Here is a 23095-nt window from a genome sequence, read left to right on the forward strand (position 1 = left end):
CATCGGTTCCTTTCAACTACAAAATTAACTATTTGTTAAATCAGTAGTTATTTTCTTTCTATTGAATAGCGCAAAAGCAATCGTTAATACGCCTAAGATGATCGCTCCAACTACTCCGATATTAGCAGTTAATTGATAAGTAATCCATGAAAATGGACTAGCTGCAAAGTCAATTGATGCTACAGATTCTGTTCCTTTTGGAATCAATGAACCATCAACAAGTCGAACCGCTTTAGTAAAGATTGTAGATAATGATGTTGCAAATAAAACACCTGTAACCAGTGTCAAGATTCCTGTTATCAATGAACGCAAGACATTCCCTTTAGTATAAGGCAAGACCAATGGGAAAATGTAAATCAAACCAGATAATGAAGCTAATGGTAAGAATTTATTTCCTGGAATGATTACGGATAAGAATAAAATAATTGGAACTAATAGTAACGAACAAACTAATGTTACTGGATGACCGATTACCAAGGCTGGTGTCATACCAATATTTAGTTTCCGACCACCTTTTAATTTAGAACCAATCAATTCTTGTGAACGTTGAGAAATAGGATTCAAACCTTCAATAAATTGACCAGTGATCTTAGGGATCAAGACCATTACAGCAGCCATAGTGATTCCTAGCGTCAACATTTGAGCAATTGAATATTGAGCAATCAAACCTAATAAAATACCGACAATTACCCCTAAGAAAAGCGGTTCGCCAAAGATACCAAATTTGTCTTGCATTTTTTTAGCATCAAGATCGACTTTATTCAATCCAGGGATTTTTTCAATAATCCAATCTGTAACGATTGCAAAAGGAATAAAGCCTACACAAAATGCTTGCGGAATGGAAATCCCCTCGAGGTCTTTTCCATAAAACGATTCCATTTTCTTCTGCGAACGATCCGCACCAATCAATGTGATAGCTACTGTTACAACTACTGCGAAAAGTCCCCATAAGAAACTATCTGTTGCGATTGAAACGATTGATCCAATAAATGCAAAATGCCAATAGTTCCACAAATCAATATTTACAGTATTCGTTGTTCTTGTAAACAGCATAATAATATTGACCAACAAACCTAACGGAATAACGATTGCACCAACTTCTGTACCATAAGCAACTGCTGCTGCTGCAGGCCAACCAATATCTAATGTTTTTAAATTTAGTCCATACAGTTCTACCATTTTGCTAACTGCTGGTCCTAAGTTATCCGCTAATAATTTCGTGATGACACTTAAACCAACAAAACCAATACCAACAGAAATCCCTGCTCGTAAAGATTTAGCAACGCCTAATCCTAAAATAATTCCAAAAATTGTAAAGATAATCGGCATCATCACGCTAGCGCCCAAACTCATGACATAATTAATTACTACCATGGTTTTTTTCCTCCTTATACATCCCAATCTATTAATTCATAAATTCACAATGTACGAATTAGAGTAAGGCTGGCTTTCACCAGCCCTACAACAATCAGTAAATTATGGTTGTTTACCGATGTATGCTAAGATACCACCGTCAACATACAAAACATGTCCATTTACAAAATCAGAAGCATCAGATGCTAAAAAGACTGCTGGTCCTTGTAGATCTGCTGTTGTACCCCAGCGAGCAGCTGGTGTTTTAGCAATAATGAATTGATCAAACGGATGACGTGAACCATCTGCTTGTTTTTCACGTAATGGTGCAGTTTGCGGAGTAGCAATATAACCAGGTCCAATTCCATTACATTGGATATTTGCTTCACCGAATTCTGAACAGATGTTACGTGTTAACATTTTTAATCCGCCTTTTGCAGCTGCGTAGGCAGAAACTGTTTCTCTTCCTAATTCACTCATCATTGAACAAATGTTAATGATTTTTCCGTGTCCTTTTTTGATCATTCCTGGAATTACCGCTTTTGATACGATAAATGGTGCGTTCAAGTCAACATCAACTACTTGACGGAATGCTTCAGCAGACATTTCTAACATTGGAATTCGTTTAATAATCCCTGCGTTATTAACTAAAACATCAATCGTTCCTACTTCTTTTTCTACTTTTGCTACAAATTCATTAACTTCTTGTTCGTTTGTCACGTCGCAGACATAACCTTTTGCTTCGATACCTTCTTCTTTATATGCAGCGATACCTTTATCTACTAATTCTTGTTTAATATCGTTAAATACGATTGTAGCGCCTGCTTTAGCAAATGCAGAAGCAATACTAAAACCGATTCCGTAAGAAGCGCCAGTAACAAGTGCAACTTTTCCTTTTAAGCTAAATGAATCCATTGAAAAATCTGACATCCATATCCCTCGTTTCCTATTTGGAAATTATGTTTTCCAAATAAAATATTTTACATTTGTGAGTATATGCTCTAAGAAATAAAAAATCAAGCGTTTTCGGCAAAATATGTATTCGGTTCCACCTTGAAATAACTGATTGATTTATGAAAATTTTCATCTCCATCACTGGCAGATTCTTTATTATTTACTTATTAGAATCAAAATATAAAAAGAAAATAAGTTGAAAAGAGCTAAAATAGCCGTATTAAATAAATATATTTTTGAAAATCTAGTGTTTATAAAATAATGCAGATCTTATTAAATCAATCACAAATAGTTGATATCATTTTTCTGAAACAATGGTGTTCAATAACAAAAAATAAAAAAATCTTTATTTCTTGATAAATTTGCTATTAACACTCTCATTGAATTTCTTTCAATCAACACTACAAAAAAAGATCAGAGAAATGCTTCTCTGATCTTAAATGACACTTAAATTATCTTAGGCGTTTTTCTATGTTGGCTTTTGTAGTTAGTAGTTCTGTCACGACTTTTTGCCGATATTCTTCGGAAAATCTAAACTTGGGAAAGCTGACACTCATCGCACCGACGACACGATCATGCTTTTCAATCGTGACCGCCACACAATACCCATCATCTTCTTGCTCTTCATCATCGATCGAGAACCCTCTTTTTCGAATCTCAGCTAAATCAGCTGTTAACGCTGCACGATCCGTAATCGTATTTTTAGCTAGCTGAACTAATTCTGTTTGATCCAGATAAGCAGATAATTGTGGTTGAGTAAATGTGCTCAAAATAGCTTTTCCCATACCTGAACTATATAGTGGGCGCGATAGACCGATTCGCGACGTCATATAGATTCCTTGATTTTGTGGTTCTAATTTATCGATGTAGACAACTTTATTGTTTTCCAAAACAGATAAATGGATTGTCTCATTCAATGCTGCACGTAATTCTTCTAAATAAGGTCTGCTGATAGCCAGCAACCGCTCAGCTTCGATATTTTGTGTGTTATACTCCATAAATTTCGTACCTAGATAATATAATTTTGCTTCGTCACGAATGACATACCCGATATAAATCAACGTCTCTAAGATTTTAGAAAGATTTGAAGGGGTAATCCCAGTTTCTTTTGATAACTCTTGGATGGTTTTGCCGCCATCTTTAGCAAGGGTATCTAAAATTTTTGCTGCTTTTAATAAGACACTGCCGTATAGTTTCTTTTCCGTATTTTTTTCCAAGTTATTCCCTCCGAATTACACTACTATCTAGATCAAATATTTTTTGAACGGACAGTTTCATCGTTTATCAGTATAGCATGGGCAACTTAAAAAAAAACTACTATCTTCTCTTTCTCTAAAAGAAAGACTGTTCAAGTCTATGATGACAATCCCGTTTTTAATACAAATGCCATTGTTCCTAAAAATTCGACTTCAATTGGAAAATTTTTATTCGTTAGAGCTATTTTGTCAAAAAGTAGCTATCCTTTACTAAGTTGATTACTTGGTTTTCTGCTACTGTGCCGTCTAACAACACAGTCAGCCAATGTTTTTTATTCATATGATAGGCAGAAAAATAGCCTGAACCATTTTTTAAAATAGAAAGGAGCTCCGGATCTATCTTGATATCAATGATCTCTACCGTTCCTGGGCCAGGTAAATGTAGTTTTATTTTCTCAATTGACATGATCAAGCCAAACCATTTTCTGTTACTTGTATGACGAAGCACTTCGTATTCAGGAAATTTGCTGAACGGATGATCTACTTGGCAATCTTCTAATGTTGCTACATAGTCCGTAACTGCCGTTTTTATACTCATAACGCTCCCTCCATTTTCTTTTCTGTTTTTTACGAAAGACACTGGTGTATAAAACGCTGGTGTATAATCCTTTACAGATAAAAAAAGTATGCGTGATTTCGCCATCGCATACTCTCTTTAAACTGATTCATTTTTTTATTACTTAACAAACATCGCGTCGCCGAAACTAAAGAAGCGGTAGCGTTCTTCGATTGCATGATGATACGCAGCCAGCGTTTCATCTCGTCCAGCAAAAGCACTCACTAACATCACTAGTGTTGATTTTGGTAAATGAAAATTAGTTGAAAAGGCTTGAACGATTTTAAACTCGTATCCTGGTGTGATGAAAATATCCGTCCAACCGCTATCAGCTTTGATCTCACCATTAAATTTTGTTCCAATCGTTTCTAACGTACGAATCGAAGTCGTCCCCACTGCGATGATTTTTCCGCCATTTTTTCGGACTTCATTCAATTGAGCAGCAGCCTCTTCAGTCAAACGATAAAACTCACTGTGCATTTGATGCTCTTCAATATTTTCTACACTGACTGGACGGAAAGTTCCTAGTCCAACATGCAATGTCAAGTAGACCAATTTCACTCCTTTTGCGGCAATTTTTTCTAATAATTCCGGTGTGAAATGCAACCCAGCAGTTGGTGCTGCAGCAGATCCATTTTCTTTTGCATAGACTGTTTGATAGCGTTCCGGATCGTCCAAGCGTTCTTTGATATAAGGCGGCAATGGCATCTCACCAAGTGATTCTAGATTTTCTAAAAAGATTCCTTCATAAGAAAATTCCACGATTCGACCGCCGTGTTCTAATTCTGTTTTTACTTCTGCACGTAAACGACCATCACCAAAAACAATTTGGGTCCCAACTTTGGCACGTCGAGCTGGCTTAATCAACGTTTCCCATTCGTCCCCTTGCGTATTATTTAACAACAATACTTCTAAATGTCCCCCAGTTTCTGGTTTTTCACCATATAATCGAGCTGGTAAAACTCGGGTATCATTCATTACTAAGGCATCCCCAGGATTCAGTTCTTCAATTATTTCGTCAAAATGTTTATCTGATATTTGACCAGTCTCCCGATCCAACACCAACAAACGTGAACTGTCGCGCTTTTCTAGAGGGGTTTGGGCAATTAATTCTTCTGGTAAATCAAAATCAAAATCTTCTGTAGTTAACATAGCTTCTCCTCTTTTCCTCGGCTATTCTAACATGTGGGACTTTCCTTGAAAAGCCAAGTACTAGCTTAAAAACAAAAAATCATTTATGCTTACTTAAAATAAGCAAACACAGGAGGCTTTCTTATGTCTTATTTTCATCATGTCTCACTATTGACTTCTCAACGCCAAGAAAACGTAACTTTTTATACACAAATTTTAGGCCTGCGTTTTGTCAAAAATACTGTGAATCAAGAAAATACTCGGATGCTGCATTATTATTATGGTGACTATCAAGGCAGTCCAGGATCTGTCATTACTTTTTTTATCGTTCCACACTTAGGTCAGCGTCGTGATGAAGCCCAATTTTTATCAGAAATCGGGCTGAATATCCCCATGCATAGTTTAACTTACTGGCAGCGGCGGTTTGAAAGTTTTGGTGTTCCTGTAAAAAAAGAAGCAAATCAATTGATTGTTCAAGATCCCGATCAAGTCACCTTATATTTTACTGAAACAGAGGCTGTGCTGCCAAATGCTAATAGTGTAAAAAATGACATTCCTGTTGAAAAGCAAATCTTAGGCTTAGCATCAATCAATTTTCATGTGGAAAACCCGAATGAAACGACCGTTTTCTTCGAACAATTATTGGGCTGGACTGGTGATAATCATCACATCCAATTAAGTCCGACCGAAAGCATTCAACTTACTGCCAGCCATTCATCCAACAAAACACGAATGGGACGCGGCAGCATCGACCATGTCGCCTTTGCTGTCAAAGACGAGGAAGCATTGAATCGGCTTTATGAGAAAGCTCAGCAACAGAATTGGCAAATCGAAAAAATGATTTCACGCGGCTATTTCAAAAGTCTTTATCTTAAAGAACCTGGTGGAAATCGCGTAGAATTTGCTACTATACAACCTGGATTCACGCTGGATGAATCTTTGGAGCATTTAGGAGAACAATTAGCGCTTCCACCTTTTTTAGCTTCTCAAAGAGCGAGTATCGAAAAGAACCTTTATTCCGAAAAATAAGCAAAATTCTGCAACTTCTCAAATGTATTTGAGAAGTTGTTTTTTTTCATTGGATTAGCCCATCAATTATTAGGAATATAATAGTAATAAAAAATATTACTATGTTATTTTTATTTTTTATTTTTCTGCTCATGGCAGTTATTTAGTACGTTTCATGAGCCTGTTAGTTGCTTTTTTATCATTCTTTGTAGCATACTAAAATTATAAATATGTTAAATTTTTGACATTTAGGAGTGAGAAAATGATTGAATTTGACCATGTCTCTAAAATATACCCTGGAAACAAAGTCGCAGCAGAAGACGTTACTCTTTCAATCGACAAAGGAGAATTCGTTTGTTTGATTGGAACCAGTGGTAGTGGAAAAACAACAACTATGAGGATGATCAATCGAATGATCGATCCAACAAAAGGAACGATCACGATTAACGGTGAGGATATCCAAAAGAAAAATCCCGTCGAATTACGACGCCAAATCGGCTACGTGATTCAAAACATCGGACTTATGCCGCATATGACAATCCGCGAAAATATAACCCTGGTACAACGGTTATTGAAAGTAAGCAAAGAAGAACAAAATAAAACAGCAGAAAAGATGATCGATCTTGTAGAATTGCCACGTGATATGCTGGATCGCTATCCCCATGAATTATCCGGCGGACAACAACAACGGATCGGCGTCGTGCGCGCACTTGCGGCTGACCAAGATGTCATTTTAATGGATGAACCTTTTGGCGCCTTGGATCCAATCACCCGTGATTCGTTACAAGATCTGGTGAAAGATTTACAAGAACGGCTAGGTAAAACCATTGTTTTTGTTACCCATGATATGGATGAAGCACTAAAACTAGCCAATCGGATCGCCATCATGGACGATGGCAAAGTGATTCAATACGATACGCCAGAAAATATTTTGCAACAGCCGGCAAATGAATTCGTAGAAGAACTTTTAGGTGAAGATCGCTTACTACAAGCTAAACCGGATACGACCACTGTTGGTGAAATTATGATGCCAACAGCTGTATCGATTACTCCCGAAAAAAGTTTGCAGAGTTCGATTCGTTTGATGCGTGAAAAACGTGTAGATACTTTGTTAGTCGTAGATGAAGACAATGTCTTAAAAGGATTTGTCGATGTTGAAACGATTGACCGCGAGCGTCGTCATGGAAAAGCGACCAGTATTGGCGATATCGTGAACTCGAAAGTTTTTTATGTCAAAGAATCTGATCTAGTCAGAGATAGTCTGCAACGGATTTTAAAACGCGGCGTAAAGTATGTTCCTGTCGTAGACGACAACAAGCATCTTGTCGGAATCTTAACGAGAGTTTCATTAGTAGATATCATTTACGATGTCCTTTGGGGCGAAGAAGAGACTTTCGGAGATGCGGCTGAGAATATCACAAGCGAGGAGGCGTAATTATGCAAGCATTCATCAATGATTATGGTGGGCAAATGCTGTCAAAAAGCGCTGAGCATTTATATATCTCTGGAATTGCTCTAGGACTTGGAATCTTAGTTGCTGTTCCTTTAGGAATTCTTCTGACCCGTTTGCCCAAAATCGCAAGTTTTGTGATCGGGATTGCTAGTGTTTTACAAACAGTCCCTTCTCTTGCATTGTTAGCGTTAATGATCCCCTTTTTAGGCGTAGGAAAATTTCCAGCGATTATCGCCTTGTTTATTTATTCTTTATTGCCTATCTTGCGTAATACTTTTATCGGGATGAAAAATGTCGATCGTAACTATCGAGATGTTGCAAAAGGTATGGGGATGACCGATCTTCAATCGATCTTCACGGTAGAATTACCAATCGCAATTCCAACCATCATGGCAGGGATTCGCTTAGCTGCGGTCTATGTTATTGCGTGGGCAACTTTAGCTTCTTATATTGGTGCGGGGGGATTAGGCGATATGATTTTCAGTGGGTTGAATAATTTCCAACCACCATTAATCATCGCAGGGACAGTGCCAGTCATTTTGATTGCACTAATCACCGATCTTCTACTGGGTTTTTTAGAAGATCACCTAACTCCAGTTGCTCTAAGGAAGGAGGAGTAAAGAATGAAAAAATTAAAAACTTTGGCTTTACTCGGCCTCTCGTTACTATTTTTAAGCAGTTGTTCTTTTCCTGGTTTAGCTTCTAACGACAAAGAGACGATTGCCGTTACCGGCGGAATCACTTCAGAGATGCAAATTCTGGGCAGTATTACCGCTGGAATGATTGAACATTACACCGATAAAGATACGACTGTCATCAATAATCTAGCGACTAATATGATCAACCATCAGGCAATGTTGAAAGGAGATGCTTCGGTGTCTTCGGCACGTTACACCGGAACAGATTTATCCTCTATTTTACAGCTGCCTGCTGAGAAGGATCCTAAAAAAGCTTTTACGATCGTTCATGATGCTTTTCAAGAACGGTTTGACCAGACATGGCTCCCTTCTTATGGTTTTGACAATACGTATGTCTTTTTAGTACGCAAGGATACAGCTAAAAAATACAATTTGAAAAAAACGAGCGACTTAAAAAAAGTTGCCGGAGAATTAAAAACCGGTGTAGATACTTCATGGATCACACGTAAGGGAGACGGTTACGAGGGATTCAAAGAAGCTTATGGTTTTGAATTTTCTTCAATCCTGCCAATGCAGGTCAGCTTAGTTTACGATGCCTTATCTGTCGGTAAGATGGATATCGTCCTCGGTTATTCGACTGATGGACGAATCGCTAGTTATGATCTAGTGATGTTGGAAGACGACCTGCGTTTCTTCCCGCCGTATGATGCTGCACCGATCGTTTCTAATAAATTATTGAAATCTGATCCTGAAGTCAAAGATGCTCTAGAACGTTTAGACGGCAAAATCTCAACAAAGCAAATGCAAAAACTCAATTATCGCGCAGACAATGATTTAGTCGAGCCACAAATCGTGGCAGAAGATTTTCTAAAAGAACATAACTATTTCGAAGGGAAGTGAGCGTAGTGGAAAATCTAAATACTTTTCAACAATTCATTCAATATTATCAAACGAATGGCAGTATCATTTTCGCACAGTTCATTCGCCACTTCTTGATTTCGATCTATGGAGTGATCTTTGCAGCAATCGTTGGGATTCCATTAGGAATTTTCATCGCTCGCCATACAAAAATGGCTAATTGGGTAATCCGTTTAGCAAATGTAATCCAAACGATTCCTTCACTTGCCATGATCTCAGTCTTAATGATTGGCATGGGGCTCGGTGTGAATGTCGTGATTCTAACTGTCTTTTTGTATTCCTTGTTACCGATCATAAAAAACACCTATACTGGCATGAGCCAAGTTGATCGAAATGCCTTAGATGTTGGAACAGGTATGGGCATGACACCTTGGCAACGGCTGCATATGATTGAGCTCCCGCTTTCTGTTTCCGTAATCATGGCGGGGATTCGAAATGCGTTAGTCGTTGCGATTGGAATCACTGCTATCGGTGTGTTCGTTGGTGCCGGTGGTCTGGGAGATATTATTATTCGCGGAACAAACGCTACAGATGGAACGGCAATCATTTTAGCTGGCGCATTACCTACCGCTTTAATGGCTATCATGACTGACTGGATCTTAAGCATCATTGAACGAAAATTAGATCCCACCACAAAATCTAGCCGATAAACCATTTATGTCATAAATTATAACCAAAAAATATCCAAACTATCTAGATTGTTCCTGTAATGAACAGTCACTTGATAGTTTGGATATTTTTTGTCACAAGATAGCTTACCTTAATTTTTTTCGGTTACTTTTTCATTTTATTTTGATTTTTCTACTCGATCTGAGATTTTCTCCAATGAATTTGGTATTATCTATTAAAAGTTAGTTCAATATCATTACGCTGGTTCAGTCACTATTGGAATCACGTAGTTAAAAATGAAGTTGGTGAAAAATTGGAAGGGTTAGTTTGTAAATATTGTGGCGGAAACCAGTTCAACAAAACTGTAAAAGGATATGAATGCACCTATTGCCATACACTCTATGAATTTGAGCCAGAAAAAAAAGAACGACTATCGAATAAAAATCGCAGATGGTCTATTGCTGTTTTTGCTATTTTGATACTTGGTCTAGGCAGTAATATTCTTATCCCCTATTTTAGTCAGTTACTCTTAAAAGACGGTAATCTTTTCACTGTTACAAAAACAAATGATTCAGATGAAGTGACCTACTCTGAAAAAACGAGCAGTTCCAGTAAAGCAACCTATTCTGCTAATCAATTAAACAATCCTGAGCGAAATGTCCGAATTGCTGAGCTTTCTTTAAATCAAGCAGACATCGAGCAAGCTGTCGCTTCTGTCAAAAAATACGGTGGAGAAAAGACGAAAAAATTTGAGGAACGTTTGGACAAAGCAAAAAAAGAACAAATTTATTTAAAAAAGAATCGAGCAAAAGCCGCACCTAAAACGGACATGCTCATTGAAAATCCAGATTCTGAATTTGCTGTGACTACCTATTATCGTGAAGCAGGTTATCTAGCTGCCTATGGTCCAGAGTTCAATCAGTATTCTACATCTGATATTTTAGGAATCTGGGGACAGCCAGATGCGGTCATTACTGATTCCGATCAAATCGAAAAAAATCTTACGCTGGAATTTGATGAAAAGAACAATCCCATCAGCTATGAAGCCAAAATGATTAATGCTCAGTGGCAGCAAGGTCAGTTGACCTGGCGAGAAGTTAGGGCTTTTAGTTTAATTCTTAAAGACAGCTCTTTTGCGGCCTATACAAAAGAATTTGTCTACGAGAAACAAGGAAAACCCAATGTTTATTTTACAGACGGACATGTAGGCTATGTGACTCCAATAATACGTTATCTCTCCTTTACTCGATTACCTGAAAAATATCCTCGTGAAGGATTAGGTAAATACCCGGATGATTTCCCAAAAAATTATGGATTGGATGGACGCTTCCATGATAAATAAAGAATGTATGAATTGCGGCATCACTCAATTCCATCAAGTAGAAAATGGCTGGCAATGTGATTATTGCGGGACGCTTTATATAGAACAAAAAAAACAGCAGCCTCCAGAACCAATCCATCATCAATCAACTTTTTTAAAGCAGAAAAGTCGCCTCGCTATCGGAGTGATTCTTGCACTTGGATTTATTTCACTTGGACCATTAAATTATTTTATCTCTAAAGCTGACAATAATGAACCAGCTGTTTCCTATGAACCAATCGAGATAGATTCCCCAGATTCTACAACTGCAACTAAGCTGCCTGGGAAATGGACACAAGACATTTATGATTCAGTCAAAGTAGCAACCGAAGTGTATGATGCTGATAATGAAAAATACTCGTTTACTGGTGGATCAAACTACAAAGAATTAGAAAAATTAGTAGGAAAACCAGATACTCTCATTAGTTGGGAAAAAGAAGAACACGGTATGCCGCCAAGGGTTTTAGCTACTTGGGAAAATACCGAAGATGGTGAGTATGTGGATCATTCGATCAGTGTCACTTATGAGAAAAAGACGCAGAGAATTACGGATAAAGATTATCAGTAAAACATGATTTAATGACGAAAAAAGACCAAGCATTTTACGCTTGGTCTTTTTTTTATTCTGCTAATTCTTCAAATTGAGAATTATATAATGATGCATAGAGTCCTTGTTGTGCTAATAGCTCTTCATGGGTCCCTTGTTCTTTGATGTCCCCGTCTTGCATATACAAGATTTTGTCTGCATCCTTGATGGTCGATAGACGATGGGCAATGACAAATGACGTCCGTCCTTCCATCAAATTATTCATCGCTTCTTGGATTAGTTCTTCTGTCCGGGTATCTACCGATGACGTTGCTTCATCTAAGATCAAGATTGGTTTGTCTGCCAAGATTGCTCGTGCAATTGTCAGCAATTGTTTTTGACCTTGTGAGATATTGGAAGATTCTTCGTTTAATTCCATTTCATAACCGCCTGGCAATGTCTTGATGAAATGATCGACACGAGCAGCTTTTGCGGCTGCATAGACTTCTTCATCCGTGGCATCTAAACGGCCATAACGAAGATTGTCCATAATCGTTCCTTTGAACAACCAAGTATCTTGTAGAACCATTCCGATATTTTTACGCAAATCAGCCCGATTAAAATCTTGAATGTTGTGTCCATCAATCTTAATAGCTCCTGAATTGACGTCATAAAATCGCATCAATAATTTGACCATCGTTGTTTTTCCGGCTCCTGTCGGTCCAACGATAGCGACTGTCTGTCCTGGATCGACGTGAGACGTAAAGTCTTGGATGATAATCTTGTCTGATGTATAACCAAACTGAACATGATCAAAATCAACCATTCCAGCTGCTTTATCAATCTGTACTGGATTTTCTGCCAGTTGATCTTCTTCCTCTTCATTCAAGAATTCAAAGACCCGTTCAGCCGCTGCGGCCATTGATTGCAGCATATTCGATACTTGAGCAAGTTGTGCAATAGGTTGTGTCAAATTACGAACATATTGGATAAAGGCTTGGATGTCACCAACTGTGATTACCCCATTATATGCCATGATCCCACCGGCAATCGCTACGCCAACATACCCTAAGTTTCCAATGAAATTCATGATTGGCTGCATCAATCCAGAAAGAAATTGTGATTTCCAAGCTGATTTGAACAAGACATCATTTTGTTCTTTGAATTCTGCCAATGAATTTTCTTCTTCATTAAATAAACGGACAATGGTATAGCCGCCGATCGTCTCTTCGACTTTCCCGTTGATGACACCTAGGTATTCTTGTTGAGTCTGGAAATATTTCTGTGAATTTTTTACAACGACCATGATCAGAATCAATGAGATGGGTACGATCAAAATTGCGATCCCCGTCATTTTTACCGAGATGGAAAGCATCATCACGATTACTCCGACAATTGTAAATGTTGAAGTAATTAGCTGTGTCAAACTTTGGTTCAAAGATTGTCCCAAAGTATCCACGTCATTAGTGATCCGTGACAAAACCTCACCCGTTGTGCGACTTTCAAAATAATTCATTGGCATACGGTTGATTTTTTCAGAGATCTCTTTTCGCATACGATAAGTGATTTTTTGCGAGATTGTTGACATGATCCAGCCTTGAATGACTCCGAACAGAGAAGACAAGACATATAGACCTAACATGAAGAGGAGAACGCCACCGATCTTCTCAAAATTGATGTCGCCAGTTCCTTCATATTTCTTCGTTAAACCTGTAAATAATTCAGTGATTGCTTTTGATAAGATTTTAGGTCCCCAGATATTAAATATCGTTGAGGCAATCGCAAAAATCATTACAAGAAAAACCGCAATTTTATATGCGCCAAGATAAGAGATCAATTTTTTGATCGTCCCTTTAAAGTCTTTAGCTTTTTCTACTGGTGCTGCGCCCATATGTCCATGTCCGCCACCACGAGGGCGATTTTGTTGTTTATCTGCCATTTTTTTCGCTCCTCCTTAATCCGCTTCTTCTATGCCTAGTTCAGCATTGCTTAATTGTGACTGGGCAATTTCTTGATAGACTGCTGATGATTCCATCAATTCTTCATGACGACCTTGAGCAACGACACGACCTTCGTCTAAGACAATGATATTGTCAGCATGCAAAATCGTTGAGATTTTTTGTGCAACGATGATCTGAGTCACATCTTTGACATTTTCTGACAATGCGCGACGCAGTGTAACATCCGTCTTGTTATCAAGTGCAGAGAATGAATCATCAAAAATCAAAATCTTAGGATTTTTCGCTAACGCCCGTGCAATCGACAACCGTTGTTTTTGTCCGCCAGAAACGTTAGTCCCGCCTTGAGAGATTGAACGTTCAAAACCTTTTTCATTGGCATTGATGAATTCAGTGGCTTGGGCAATCTCAGCAGCTTTTTTCATTTGTTCGTCTGAGATATTGGCATCACCAAATTTGATATTTGATGCAATATCACCAGAGAACAACACACCTTTTTGTGGTACAAAGCCCATGAGTTCGTGCAACTTATGCAGACTCATTTGCCGAATATCGATACCATCAATCGTAATCCGTCCGCCAGTCACATCAAATAAACGCGGAATCAAATTGACGATTGTCGATTTCCCAGAACCGGTAGATCCGATCAAAGCAGTCGTTTCACCCGGTTTAGCCGTAAAGTTGATATGATGCAAGACATCCGCATCGGCATCGCCATAACGGAATTGAACACCTTCAAATTTCACTTCACCTTTGAAGTCATGATCATCTTTTGGTTTTTCAGGATCTTTGATTGTTGGTTCGGTATTCAACACTTCATCTACCCGAGCAGCCGCTACATTTGACCGCGGTAAAATGATTGAAACCATCGATAACATCATGAAGGCCATTACGATTTGCATCGTGTAAGTAATAAATGCCATCATATCCCCAACTTGCATTTGACCGTTACTCATGTTTTGGCCACCAACCCAAACAATCAAAACAGAGATACCATTCATTAAAAGCATCATAACCGGCATCAATAATGACATCGCACGATTAACGAACATTTGTGTCTTCATCAAATTCGTATTAGCTGTATCAAAACGTTTCTCTTCAAATTTCTCACGAGAGAACGCGCGAATTACTGGCAAACCTGTAATGATCTCACGGGAAACTAAGTTCACTCGGTCAACCAAATTTTGTAACGCTTTGAATTTCGGCATCGTTGTGAGCAACAATGTTAAGACTAAGATCAAGACTCCAGCTACTGCTACACCGACAATCCAGCCCATTCCAGTACCTGTTTGATAAACTCTGTAAATACCGCCAATCCCTAAGATTGGTGCGTATAAAACGATTCGCATAATCATCACAAGACCCATTTGAATTTGTTGAATATCATTTGTATTACGCGTAATCAATGAAGCAGGTGAGAATTTTTCCATTTCATTATTTGAAAAGACCAATGTTTGTTCATACTGACCAACCCGCAGATTTTTTCCGACTGTTGCGGCAACTAATGAGCCGATCAGACCGACGATGATTGCAGCTACTGCAGAGACTAAGGTCAATCCAATCATTTTAGCGCCTGTTTTGATGATATAATCTGTTTGGATTTTTTTAGTATTCATATCTAGTTCTTTGTATTCTGATAACGTTAATTGAATACCGACAGATTTTAGTGTATCTTCTCCAACACTACCTAATCCTTCTTTTGTTGCTTTACGTGCAGCTTCAACTTTTTCTGGCATCGCAGCATTTTTTTCTTTCGCCGCATTACCAAGTTCTTGTGCTTGGGTACCTTTCGTTTGTGCCTCAGCTGCTAATTTTTGTGCTTCAGCACCTTTTGCGGCTGCCGTTGCCGCATCTGTTGCTGTTGCTGCTTCTTTACCAGCAGCTTGCGCTTGTTGGCCTAGTTCTTTAGCTTCTTGACCTAAGGCTTGCGCTTTTTCGGCATCTTTTGAGATTGCTGTGTAACTTGTGACAACGTCATTGATTTCTTTATTTGTATTGCTTGATTTTTCTGATTGAGTAGAAGCAATCATCAACATTGGTAGATTAAAGATTTTAGCCAACTTATCTTTGGTCATACCTTTTTGAAGATCCAATTTATAAATGTCAACTTTCTTTCCATCAACGGTTTGAGTTGCTTCTTTATAATTATCATCGATGATTTGTTTTTCTTCATCAGTCATAAATAACTTGATTCCTTGAAGCGTTGACTTTCTAACTTTATCAGGAGTTGATCGTTCTAGTCCTCCTTGTTGAATACCGACGTCGACGATATCTGACGTTAAGCTTGGCAAGCTCAGATCACTAGATGCCTGCACAATTAATAGTAATAATACGGCAATAATTGCATACCAGTATTTACCAAGATATTTAAAAATCTTCACTATTGATCACATTCCCCTTCCATGGATATTTTTTTAGAGTAGCGAATAAACTTAGCAGTCAATTCAAGGTATTTTTTAGTATCTTCCACACCCATCATTTCAAATACACGAACAACTTTGTTACGTCTCTCCTGCTTTTCAGCTTTTGCTACTTTTTTCCCACTTTCTGTTAAGCTAACATTGATTCGGCGCCGATCATCTGCATCCATCGTTCGAATGATCAGCCCACGCTTTTCCAAATTTCCAAGTACAGCGGCAATGCGTGCTGTAGATAAATTCAGCGTCTCGGCTAAATGTTTCGGATTGGTGGGTTCACCTAATCGATCAAGCACATTAATGACGATGTTTGCGCCTTTACTGCTTTTTTCGATTTTACTGAATGCACCATGACGATTTTTGACCATCATCTGTGTCAGCTTTTGTTCAGCTTCTTCTGCAAAAGTCATTCATTTTCTCCTTCCAAAAACATATGGCTAATTTAATACCTAACAGTGTTAGTAATTAACGCTGTTTGATATTACCGCCAATGGAAATTAAAATCAACCATTTTTTATCAAACAAAAAAATGAATACGTTTCAACTGTCGATATTTTGTCTTTTTCTTAAAAAAGAGTGTCAAAACACCAAAGTTACAATAAGACACGATCTTTTTACAATGAGACATCAATCCAGATTGAGCAAAAAAACAGTTGAATCCGTAGTTAAAGGGCCATGATAGTTATCACAGCCCTTCGTTGAATCGTTTATTTATTTTTTCAAATGATAATTGTATGTGCTGACGATGATGTCATCACGATAAGATAAGCGTAACCGCAGACGCATCGCTGTTTGATTATGCAATGAACGTTTCCACGTCCGATTTGGCACGAATTCTGGAATCAAAACAGTCGTAGTATAGTTATGTTGTCTAGCATTCTTACTTACTCGATCGACATACCGACTAACTGGATTGACAACGGAACGATAAGGCGATCGAACGACCGACAGACGAACATCTGGGAACTTCTCACGAAATTCATGACGGATCTCCCGTTCTTTTTCTTCATTTTCTTCTAAAGAAACATGCATGGCGATAACGTAATCGCCAATAGAACGCGCATAATTAATCGCTCCGATATTTACTTGGGTCACATTTCCCACTAATACGATCACAGTATTCCCATCATATTCATGCAATTCTACATCATCTACTAAACGCAGTTGTTCAGCGACATTTTTGTAATGTTCATGGATTTTATAGAAGCCAAAAATCAAAATCGGCATGATAATAAAGAATGGCCAAATATCTGGTAAACGGAAAATGAACAAGATTAAAACAATTGCCAAAGAAATCAATGCACCAACGATATTGGCAATCGATTTTCTGACCCAATGCGGACCTTCTTTCCGCCATTTTAGAACCATTCCAGTTTGAGATAAAGTAAATGGAATAAATACACCGACTGAGTACAGTGGAATCAAACGTTCCGTTGAACCTTGGAAGATCAGCAACAAAACAATCGAACCTAAAGCTAAAGTGATGATTCCGTTAGAGTAGCCTAAACGATCCCCACGGTCTTGATAACGATGCGGCAAGAATTTATCCTTCGCCAAGTTATACGCCAAGACAGGAAAGGCTGAGAAGCCTGTATTAGCCGCCACGGCTAAAATCAATGCAGTAACGAATTGTAAAACATAATACATAATCCCTTTACCGAACACGGCTTCACCAACTTGTGATAAAACGGTCACTTCAGCAGTTGGAACAATTCCAAACCAATAGTTTAAAAAGGTAATTCCGGTAAAGAAGAATCCTAATATCAAGCCCATCATCGCCAATGTACCTGCGGCATTTTTTGCTCGCGGTTTTTTGAAAAATGGTACGGCATTACTGATGGCTTCAACTCCAGTCAGCGATGAAGAACCTGATGAAAAGGCACGTAATAAAAGCGCGATAGAAATTCCTGGTACGACCGCCCCAACGTGAGCTGTCGCATGGACAGGTGCCACACCCGTCATGATTTTAATAAGACCTACAACAATCAAGATAGTAATGACCGCAATAAAACTATAGACTGGAATCATCAAAAGTCCAGCACTCTCGCGCAATCCACGTAAGTTCATCAACATCAACAATAAAACAATAATAACTGAAACCAATACACGATGATGATAAAAAGCGGGAATCGCAGAAGCAATAGCTTCAGCACCGGCGGAAACGGAAACGGCTACCGTCAGCATATAATCAACCAGAAGTGAGCCTCCTGCAATCAGGCCGGCATTCTTTCCTAAATTCTCACTGCTGACGACATAAGCGCCGCCGCCATGAGGATAAGCATGGATGATTTGACGATAAGACAAAATCAATGACGTTAATAAAATTAAAACGACTAGCGCGATTGGCAATGAATACCAGATCGCCGCGGCAGATAAGGTAACCAAAACGACTACGATTTGTTCTGTCCCATAAGCTACAGAAGATAGCGCATCGGAAGAAAGCATCGCTAAAGCCGCAAATCGCGACAAATTTTGATCATCATTTTCAGATGATTTCAATGGCCGGCCAACCAACAACCGTTTAAGATAATCCACTAGACTCACTCCTTTAATAAAATACAACAAGCGAATATTACTCGTACTATGACTAAATGTCAATGATTTTTTCACTAAGTTTTCATAAGCAAAATAAAATACAAAAACAGGCAAGACAACAGCGATACACTGTTGTTTTGTCTGTCTTTTTTTAATGGAATATTTTGCTTTCATGTGCAACTTTTGTCAGACGTTTTAAATGCGGTTGAAGAACTGGATATGCCCAAGTCCCTAAAACACCAAAGACGATGAAAAGAACAATCATCACAATGATATCTTGAGTCGCATTTGGCCAGTAGATCCCTCCGGCACTCTCGCGCAATAGATTGACCGCATGAGTAAATGGCAGCCATGGATTGACCGCTTGGAAGAATTTGCCCGATACTTGAATCGGATAATTCCCGCCGCCTCCAGAAATGGACAGCACCAAAATGATAATGGCGATCCCTTTTCCGACCGTCCCAAAAAGTGCAACCAACGTATACACAATCATCATAAAGGCTAATGCTACTAAAACAGCAAACAAAATACTATAGACCGGATTTTTCACGTACACATCTAGTAAGAAGATATTTCCTAGTGTGACAATCAAAGCCTGACCCACACTGACGACTAAATAAGTCAGCATCCGTGCCCCAAATCGTTCGCGTTTCGTATATTTTCCGCGATCTTTTTTATCAAGGACAAATTCTGTTGTTGTGACACTTGAAAAAAGTACCGCACCGACCCACAAACACAAGGCTGTATAAAATGGCGTACTTGCTGAACCATTGTTTGCAATCGGATATATTGTATTGGTTTGCAGCGCTACTGGTGTCGTGAAGAAATCACTTTCTTTTTGCGCATCCAATTTCAACAATTTCAAGACTTGACCAAGATCAACATTTTTCTCTCCTTGTTTGATTGCATTCGCCGCTTTTTGGATACCGCTGCGAAGCGATGGCCAATCATTCTCAATCAAATCAGTGGCAAGATTCAATGCTTTTTCAACTTCCGGCATTTTCTCATTAGCAATCTTCAAACCGCCTGTCAGATCTTTTTTCACACCAGGCCAATCATTTTCCATAAAATTCGCTGCTAGAGATAGTTTTTGTTCAACTACGGGCAATTCATTGTTGTAAAGATCCACCCCTGTATTGATACCATTTACGATGTCATTCATGTGACCATTCAATAGCACATTGGCGTCATGAACCTCTTGACCAATCGCCGGCATCTGCTTTTGATATTTTTCTAAGAAGGCAATCGCATGACTGACCGTTCCTTCAGTCGAATTCAAAAGTGACGCAAAATCGATTTGTTGCGCTTGGTTCAATACTCCTTGTGCGGTAGTAATGACACTGATTAATTTATCCAGCACTGTGCTGACTGTTTGACCAATTTGTCCAGCATCGATGCCGCCAACTAGATTAGCAACATTTTCAGCAGCAGATTGAACATCCGTTAGAAATTTCTGTACATCATTAGTATCACCAGTTTTTACAACTTGATCCAAATTACTTAATCGTTCATTTAAATTTAACAGAGCTTGACTTGCACTATTTAATATTGTTTGTATATTTTCTAATCTCTGAACAGAATTTGCGTCCTCATTTTTTTGGGCCAAGTTAATCATGTCTTGGATCAGACCATTAGAAAGTGATTCAAGAGCTTTTCGTTGATCGTCATTTCCGTTCATAAATGTTTGAATTAACGTACTCAGATTATTTCTCTCTTCTGTAGTTAGCTCATTGTCTTGCAACGCCGTTTTTATTAAAGCGGCTAGCGAATCTGTCGTCTTCGCCACTTGCCCGATTGATTCTAAGGTTACTTGCACACTGCTTGAGATACTTGGCACTGCCGTTTTTAATTTTTCGGCGCCGTCTTTAGTTACTGTGGCAAAATCATCGGCTTGATTTCCTAGTTTTTGAATATCAGGTAAGATTGTTTGTACTTGGTGAATAATCGTCAATCCTTGTTGAGCTTCGCTGATTCCTTCATTCATCGTCTTTTCGATTTCTGAAAAATCGTTGTCGACTTGAGCGATTTGATTTCCTGCTTGTTGGATCTCAGGAATTTTTTGTTGTAAAGTCAAAATAACACTGGCTTGTTTTTTGATCTCCGGCATTTTTTGATTCAACGTGATTAATTTTTGCCCCATCTCATCGATTTGCGGCAAGTAAGTCTGCAATTCATTCGCCTTTTCCAGCTTTTCTTTCAGCTCAGGCATTTTTCCTTGTACTTCAACGACTTCTTGCGTATATTTGTCGATCTCATCGATATTATCGTTAGTCGTCAAAATCAAATTCTTGACTTTATTGATGCTCAACATATTGGCATCAATATCATAGCCAATCTCATTAAAGACCTTTAATAAGGTCGAACTAGCTGTTTTTATAAATTCTTGGCTGATTTCTTGTTGGATTGACCCAGCACCTTTATCAGTGATTTTGGGCGCAATCGCGTTGATTTTTTGATTCAAATAATATTCGATCTTCGGTTTTTGAATCTCGCCAGAAGTAAAGCTCAACAAATCTTTAGAAAAATCTTTTGGCAAATAAATTCCTGCGTAATATTTTCCGGATTTTACTCCTTCAACTACTTGTTTTTTAGAATCGACAAACTGCCAGCCGAGTTGCTTATTCTTATGCAGATTTTTGACGACTTCATTTCCGATTTCGACATCTTTGTCTTGAAAACTTGCGCCAGCATCCGCACTATAAACTGCGATCGGTAATTCGCCGGTATTAGAATACGGGTCCCATAATGCCTTGATATTGAACCAAGCATAAAGGGAGGGAATGATGACTAACGCTGCCATCAAAAAAATCGCGATTGGATTTTTGAGAATACGGCGCCAATCTAATTTAAAAAGATTCCATGTATGTTTGAGAGATTGAAAAACGTTCATTGATTTCACCTACTATTTTTTCTCGCTGAATCACTGTAGCATGGAATTTCGGCTAATTTCAATTCTAGTGAGTGGTGGGAATCCTATTTTTTGACATTCCGGACGATTTGTCATAATTGTATCCCTTTTCATTAATTGAATCCTAAAGAAATGCTTAAAGACTAAGGTTTTTTCTCATTAGGAAACGTTCTAAAAGTTGATCAGTTAATTCTTCGATTTTTTCTGCATCTGTTGCTTGTGTCAGATTTAAAATTGGTGTTTCTTCTAAGTCACGCAAACGGATAGGTTCGATTTGATCCGCGACTTTTTGCAAAGTTACTTCTGGATGTGGGATCTTATCGCCACAAGGACCTGCGATCAAATATGCAAGTTGATAGCCCTCTTCCGTTTCACGCAAACGATAATATCCATCAGTTAAATCTTCGGTACCGATAAAATTTGCTTTTACTACTGACCATTTTTGTTGATCCATCTTATTTCTCCTTCTTAATAATAATTTTTCCTGCCGCTGGATGTCCTTCCAATTTTTCATGTGCTTCGATAACACTGACTAAAGTAAAGGGTAAGACTTCTGCGATTTTCAATTGTAATTTGTCAGCCAATTTCATCAACGCTGTCAATGCTTCAAAATCTGAATATTCTTTCGCTGGCCCAAAAGAAAAATAATTCCCAGTTTTCTTTTGTTCCTTTGGCAATTCATTCAATGCAACAAAATTCCCTCCGGTTTTCATGATCTGCATCCCTGCCTCACCCGCACGTCCACCTTTTGTCGCATCGATAACCGTATCTGCTTGATCAGCAAAAATTTTTCCTGCATCTGCTTCATCATAGGCAACAAATTGATCGACGCCTAGTTGAGAGACCCACGATTCATTACGTTTTGCAGCAGAAGCAAGAACTGTTTTTCCCTGTTCCTTTAAAAATTGAACCAATAATGAACCGACCGCACCGGATGCGCCTTGTACCATAACCGTCTCGCCGATGCTTTCTCCTAACAAGTGCGTTACTAAATGATATGCCGCTAACCACGGTGTCACCATACCAGCCGCAACTTCCCATGACATCATCGCTGGTTTTTTTACAATTTTCTTTCCCGGAACAACGATTTCTTCTCCATAAGTACCGCCAATTGCATGAACGATTACTTCATCACCGCTTTTTACATGAGTAACTTTCTTGCCGACTTCTGTCACGATTCCTGCACCGTCATTTCCTAACACATAAGGAAATTTCAGCGTACGAACATCTCGCATTGCGCCTTGGCGCAGGGCAACGTCATATGGATTAATAGCAAAAGCCACCAATTCTACGCGGACATGAGTCTCATCAACCAGACGAGGTTCTGAGTCAATCTCAATTAATACCTCTTTTGCTGGTCCGTAATCTTTTAGTGCAAAACGTTTCATCTTGATCCATCCTTGTATATTAGAGTTAGGGTTTTAACCTTCCGGTTTTGATTGGATAACCCTATGAACCATCGTTATTTTAATTTGGTATTAACTCATTCATTTTGAGATAATATATTTATTGGAT

The 23095-nt window shown here is 38.5% G+C and carries 19 protein-coding genes; 7 read left to right on the top strand and 12 right to left on the bottom strand.

Going from position 1 to position 23095, the window contains the following annotated elements; translation table 11 throughout:
* Positions 1–24 precede the first annotated feature (24 nt).
* From P7D84_RS10850 to queA, 5 genes are all read right to left on the bottom strand, one after another.
* Entirely contained in the window at positions 25–1374 is a 1350-nt protein-coding gene (locus P7D84_RS10850; protein WP_311806419.1) for a PTS galactitol transporter subunit IIC, read from the bottom strand.
* A 102-nt stretch (positions 1375–1476) separates the two neighbouring features.
* Positions 1477–2283: a gluconate 5-dehydrogenase gene (locus tag P7D84_RS10855; RefSeq protein WP_170999778.1), complete on the bottom strand. Its 807-nt coding sequence runs from the start codon at positions 2281–2283 to the stop codon at positions 1477–1479.
* Between the two features lie 476 nt (positions 2284–2759).
* Positions 2760–3524 (bottom strand): IclR family transcriptional regulator, encoded by a 765-nt coding sequence (locus tag P7D84_RS10860; protein WP_137603716.1) that lies wholly within the window; start codon positions 3522–3524, stop codon positions 2760–2762.
* Positions 3525–3744: 220 nt separating this feature from the next.
* On the bottom strand, positions 3745–4101 hold the full coding sequence (locus P7D84_RS10865; RefSeq protein WP_311806420.1) for an MmcQ/YjbR family DNA-binding protein: 357 nt from the start codon (positions 4099–4101) through the stop codon (positions 3745–3747).
* Between the two features lie 138 nt (positions 4102–4239).
* Positions 4240–5271 (bottom strand): tRNA preQ1(34) S-adenosylmethionine ribosyltransferase-isomerase QueA, encoded by a 1032-nt coding sequence (queA, locus tag P7D84_RS10870; RefSeq protein WP_137603718.1) that lies wholly within the window; start codon positions 5269–5271, stop codon positions 4240–4242.
* Positions 5272–5394: 123 nt separating this feature from the next.
* Between queA and P7D84_RS10875 the strand changes: the two genes are divergently transcribed.
* The 7 genes from P7D84_RS10875 to P7D84_RS10905 all read left to right on the top strand — a co-directional run bounded on the left by P7D84_RS10875 (position 5395) and on the right by P7D84_RS10905 (position 11804).
* Positions 5395–6279 (top strand): VOC family protein, encoded by an 885-nt coding sequence (locus P7D84_RS10875; protein ID WP_311806421.1) that lies wholly within the window; start codon positions 5395–5397, stop codon positions 6277–6279.
* Positions 6280–6520: 241 nt separating this feature from the next.
* Positions 6521–7693, top strand: a complete 1173-nt coding sequence (locus P7D84_RS10880; RefSeq protein WP_137603720.1) for a betaine/proline/choline family ABC transporter ATP-binding protein — start codon at positions 6521–6523, stop codon at positions 7691–7693.
* A 2-nt stretch (positions 7694–7695) separates the two neighbouring features.
* Positions 7696–8331, top strand: a complete 636-nt coding sequence (locus tag P7D84_RS10885) for an ABC transporter permease (RefSeq protein ID WP_137603721.1) — start codon at positions 7696–7698, stop codon at positions 8329–8331.
* Positions 8332–8334: 3 nt separating this feature from the next.
* The gene (locus tag P7D84_RS10890) at positions 8335–9249 is read left to right on the top strand and encodes an osmoprotectant ABC transporter substrate-binding protein (protein WP_137603722.1); all 915 of its coding nucleotides are present in this window, start codon (positions 8335–8337) and stop codon (positions 9247–9249) included.
* 5 nt (positions 9250–9254) lie between these two features.
* Positions 9255–9917 carry an ABC transporter permease gene (locus tag P7D84_RS10895; protein WP_137603723.1) on the top strand — a complete coding sequence of 221 codons (663 nt, stop codon included), beginning with the start codon at positions 9255–9257 and terminating at the stop codon, positions 9915–9917.
* Between the two features lie 272 nt (positions 9918–10189).
* Complete coding sequence (locus P7D84_RS10900) at positions 10190–11218, top strand: DUF4947 domain-containing protein (protein WP_311806422.1); 1029 nt, start codon at positions 10190–10192, stop codon at positions 11216–11218.
* Positions 11208–11804, top strand: a complete 597-nt coding sequence (locus P7D84_RS10905) for a hypothetical protein (protein ID WP_311806423.1) — start codon at positions 11208–11210, stop codon at positions 11802–11804. The genes P7D84_RS10900 and P7D84_RS10905 overlap by 11 nt, the downstream gene beginning before the upstream one ends.
* Before the next feature lie 52 nt (positions 11805–11856).
* On the opposite strand, the gene P7D84_RS10910 is transcribed toward P7D84_RS10905, so the two are convergent.
* The 7 genes from P7D84_RS10910 to P7D84_RS10940 form a co-directional block, all read right to left on the bottom strand.
* Positions 11857–13701: an ABC transporter ATP-binding protein gene (locus P7D84_RS10910; protein ID WP_311806424.1), complete on the bottom strand. Its 1845-nt coding sequence runs from the start codon at positions 13699–13701 to the stop codon at positions 11857–11859.
* A gap of 15 nt (positions 13702–13716) precedes the next feature.
* Positions 13717–16101: an ABC transporter ATP-binding protein gene (locus P7D84_RS10915; RefSeq protein ID WP_311806425.1), complete on the bottom strand. Its 2385-nt coding sequence runs from the start codon at positions 16099–16101 to the stop codon at positions 13717–13719.
* Positions 16101–16547 (bottom strand): MarR family winged helix-turn-helix transcriptional regulator, encoded by a 447-nt coding sequence (locus P7D84_RS10920; RefSeq protein WP_137603728.1) that lies wholly within the window; start codon positions 16545–16547, stop codon positions 16101–16103. The genes P7D84_RS10915 and P7D84_RS10920 overlap by 1 nt, the downstream gene beginning before the upstream one ends.
* Positions 16548–16848: 301 nt before the next feature.
* Positions 16849–18672, bottom strand: a complete 1824-nt coding sequence (gene kimA, locus P7D84_RS10925) for a potassium transporter KimA (RefSeq protein ID WP_137603797.1) — start codon at positions 18670–18672, stop codon at positions 16849–16851.
* 151 nt (positions 18673–18823) lie between these two features.
* Positions 18824–21562, bottom strand: coding sequence for a YhgE/Pip family protein (locus P7D84_RS10930; RefSeq protein WP_311806426.1), 2739 nt, complete (start codon positions 21560–21562; stop codon positions 18824–18826).
* Between the two features lie 154 nt (positions 21563–21716).
* Complete coding sequence (locus tag P7D84_RS10935) at positions 21717–22034, bottom strand: hypothetical protein (protein ID WP_137603730.1); 318 nt, start codon at positions 22032–22034, stop codon at positions 21717–21719.
* Between the two features lies 1 nt (position 22035).
* Complete coding sequence (locus tag P7D84_RS10940; protein WP_311806427.1) at positions 22036–22968, bottom strand: NADP-dependent oxidoreductase; 933 nt, start codon at positions 22966–22968, stop codon at positions 22036–22038.
* Positions 22969–23095 lie beyond the last annotated feature (127 nt).

The sequence above is a fragment of the Enterococcus dongliensis genome (assembly GCF_031927985.1).
In the GTDB taxonomy this organism is placed as follows: Bacteria; Bacillota; Bacilli; order Lactobacillales; family Enterococcaceae; genus Enterococcus_A; species Enterococcus_A dongliensis.